3 protein-coding genes and 2 pseudogenes are annotated in these 3604 nt (G+C 64.0%); all 5 read right to left on the bottom strand.

The features are described from left to right. Positions 1-311: phosphoribosyltransferase family protein (locus JCM19049_RS09680; RefSeq protein WP_374700282.1), on the bottom strand; the 311-nt coding region annotated here is incomplete at its 3' end. 379 nt (positions 312-690) lie between these two features. Further along, on the bottom strand, positions 691-1095 hold the full coding sequence (gene nusB, locus JCM19049_RS09675) for a transcription antitermination factor NusB (RefSeq protein ID WP_374700281.1): 405 nt from the start codon (positions 1093-1095) through the stop codon (positions 691-693). A 17-nt stretch (positions 1096-1112) separates the two neighbouring features. Next, positions 1113-1657, bottom strand: a pseudogene (gene efp, locus JCM19049_RS19955) (elongation factor P); the annotation flags it as partial. Between the two features lie 91 nt (positions 1658-1748). Then, positions 1749-2291 carry a tol-pal system YbgF family protein gene (locus JCM19049_RS09670; protein ID WP_054821479.1) on the bottom strand — a complete coding sequence of 181 codons (543 nt, stop codon included), beginning with the start codon at positions 2289-2291 and terminating at the stop codon, positions 1749-1751. 3 nt (positions 2292-2294) lie between these two features. After that, positions 2295-3385, bottom strand: a pseudogene (gene aroB / locus JCM19049_RS09665) (3-dehydroquinate synthase). Positions 3386-3604 lie beyond the last annotated feature (219 nt).

Genomic DNA, 3604 nt, shown 5'->3' with positions numbered 1-3604 from the left:
CCCGCCGGCGGCAGCCGCGTGGGTGCCGGGGTGCGGGTGGTGGAGGTGCGCAGGTCGTCGCGGTACATGGTGATGTCCAGCTGCCCGACCAGCGATTCGGGGTTGATGGCGCCGGAGGTGGTGGCGGCGATGCGTTCGGCCAGGCGTTGGGCCAGCGGATAGCCGCGGCGCGGGATGCCCAGCAGCACCAGGTCCTCGGTGCCCTTGTTGGCCTCAATGATTTCAAAGGCGATGCGCGTCAGCACGCGTTCGATGTCGTCCGAGGACAGCACCGTGCGGGCGCCAGGCGTTGCCGGCGATTTCTCGCTCATGCGTTGCATCTCTCCCTTCTCCGCCTCACGGGACGGTTCTTAAAGGAATATTGCTCCTATGAAATTATCACGTCCCGGCACCACTTCCCCACCGAAAAGCTATACATGACCATGAATGATGCGTTAGTTCGGTCACAAGCGGCGTCGTTGACGCTGCCTCCGTGCGCGCCGCAGCGGCACTTCCTGCCCGCGACGCAGTTGCAGGCAGCCGCAATGTTCACTTGGCCACACTGCGCGCCACCGCCGAAACATTGCGCCGCATAGTACGGCGTGGGGCCGACGCCGCGGCCACCGGGACGTGGCCGAAAGGGAGGTTAAACGCCGCAAGCCGGAACCACGAATCGGGTTCCGGCTTGCGCGGGGACAGGCAGGGTGAGGATCAGTCGACCAGGGTGTCCTTGATTTGCTGGATGCGGCCGAGCACGCCATTGACGAATTCCGGGGAATCGTCGGTGGACAGCTCACGCACGTTGGCCACGGCCTCGGCGACGGCGACGGCGTCGGGCACGTCGTCGTTGTACAGCAGTTCCCACACGCCGATGCGCAGGGCGATGCGATCCACCGACGGCATGCGTTCCAGGGTCCAGCCGCGCACGTAGCTTTCCAGGATCTCATCGATGCGCTGCTGCTGGGCGGTGACGCCCTCGATGATCTGGATGGAGTACTCGTTGATCACGATCTCGGAGTTCTCCCGGCGTCCGACGGCCACGGCCAGCGGCTCGGCGCCGCGTTGTTCGGCTTCGAAGAGGAATTCCAGGGCCGGCGGCGGGCTTGGCACGGGCACTCACTAGGAGACACGTCCAGGTAGTCACCGTTGCGGGTATCGACCTTGACCTTGGTGTTCTGCTCGACGAACAGCGGCACCTGAATGATCTTGCCGGTTTCCAGGGTGGCCGGTTGGTGCCTGCCGAGGAGCGGTCGCCCTGCAGGCCCGGCTCGGTGTAGGTGATTTCCAGGATGACCGACGGCGGCATTTCCACGTACAGCGGGTTGCCGTCGTACATGGCGATGGTCAGTTCCTGGTTTTCCAGCATGTAGTCGGCGGCGTCGCCCACGGTGGCGCCGGAGACGGTGACCTGGTCGTAGTCATCCAGGTTCATGAAGACGTAGTCTTCCCCGTCCTGGTAGAGGTACTGGTAGTCGCGGCGGTCAACGTTGGCGGTTTCGATCTTCGCCCCGGCGTTGTAGGTCTTGTCCTGGACGCGTCCGGTGACGACGTTGCGCATCTTGGTACGCACGAACGCCCCACCCTTGCCCGGCTTCACGTGCTGGAAGTCAATGATGGTCCACAGCTGGCCGTCAATCTTGATGACCTGACCGTTTTTGATGTCAGTCGTATCTGCCACGAGTCCTCAATCCTCATATTCAGCCGGCTCACGCCGGCCCTTTGTCAAAAAACCATGTCCTAGTCTAGCGCATCGATCCGCCGGCGCCGTGTTAGGCGCTGGCCTGCAGGCGCTGTTCGGCCATTTGCAGGCAGATGCGCGAGGCGTCCACCAGGTGCTTGGGCGCGTTGATCGCCTGACGCTGCTCCAGGGCCAGGGTGAAGCGGGTCACCGCCGCACGGTAGTCCCGGGTTTCGTAGAACGCCATGCCCAAATGGTGCTGCATCAGCGGCTCGTACTCGGTGTCGGCGAACTCCTCGGCCAGCTTGCGCAGCCGGTTGATGGCCCGCTGGGTGTCCCCCTGCATGCGGGTCAGCTCGGTGTCCAGCACCCGCAGGTGCGCGTTCATCGGGTCCAGCAGGCGCTGCTCGGTGATCATCTCCCCCGCCTGGGCCAGTTCGCCGCGGGCCAGGTGGATGACCACCTGGTCGGTGGGCGAACCGACCTGCATGGAGCGTTCCGCGGCGGCCTCATCGGCCACGTAGGCGCGCATCGTTTCGGGGTTGATCAGGATTCCGTCAATGGAGGTGTCCACACCTTCACGGTTGACGGAGGCGACTTCGAAGGACACCGCGTTGTGTCGTGCCTCAGTCATTTCTTACTCACCAATCTCCTGGTAGGCCGCGAACAACAGCGAGTTATCCGGAACTTCATAGATCCGCGGCTTGCCAATATCTTCCAGGACCACGAAGCGCAGCTGGTCGCCTCGGGCCTTCTTGTCCCGCTTCATCCCGTCCAGCAGCGACGCCCAGCGGTCGTTGCGATAGGTGGTGGGCAGTCCCAGCGAGGATAGGATCGCGGCGTGGCGTTCGGCCACCGCATCCGGGGTGTAGCCCACCGAGCGTCCCAGTTCCGCGGCGAAGCACAGTCCAATGGACACCGCCGCGCCGTGGCGCATCTGGTAGCGTTCGGCCAGCTCGATGGCATGGCCCAGGGTGTGCCCGTAGTTCAGGTATTCGCGGTCCCCGGATTCCTTCAGGTCCCGGGAGACCACGTCGACCTTTACCGCGATGGTGCGTTCGATGATTTCACGCAGCCGCTCGCTGGTGGGATCCATGGCCTCTTCGGGGTTTTCCTCGATGAGCTCCAGGATCCGCTCGTCCTTGATGAAACCGCACTTGACCGCTTCGGCCAGCCCGGTCACCAGTTCGTTCTTCGGCAAGGTGGCCAGGCGTCCAGGTCCACCAGCACTCCGGCCGGCGGGTGGAAGGAGCCGACCAGGTTCTTGCCCTCGGCGGTGTTGATTCCGGTCTTGCCGCCCACGGCGGCGTCCACCATGCCCAGCACGGAGGTGGGCACGTGCACGACCTTCACCCCGCGCAGCCAGGTGGCGGCCACGAAGCCGGCCACATCCGAGACGGCGCCGCCGCCCACGGAGATGACCGCATCCGAGCGGGTGAAGTCGTTCTTGCCCAGGACCTCCCAGCAGAAGGCGGCAACCTGGATGTGCTTGCCTTCCTCGGCGTCCGGGATTTCGGCGGTGATCGCCGAGTAGCCCTTGGTATCGAGTTCATCCTTGACCAGGTCCCCGGTGGTGCGCAGGGCCCGCGGGTGGATGATCAAAATCTTCTTGACACTTGGTCCAAGCAATTCGGGAAGCTGTCCCAGCAAACCGTTACCGACCAGAACCGGATAGTTCTGCTCCGGTGATGCTCCGGTGACCTGAAGTGTGGTGGGTGCTAAAGGCATCCGTAGAGATCCTCCTGTGGTGCTGATCTTTCCAGAGTACGCGCGGGATTCGCGAATAGCCCTATCTCGTGGCACTAATCACATGGCCCTGGATCAGCTCGACCAGCTCGTTCACGCTCTTGCCCTCGACCGTGACAGTCAGGTCCGCCAGGTCCTCGTAGATGTCCCGGCGCGCGGCAAACAGCTGCCGCCAGCGCTGCAGCACCCCATCCTCGCCGG

This window comes from Arthrobacter sp. JCM 19049 (assembly GCF_001310435.1).
The sequence above is the reverse complement of the archived record's forward strand: the minus strand, read 5'-3'. Positions and strand labels throughout refer to the sequence as shown.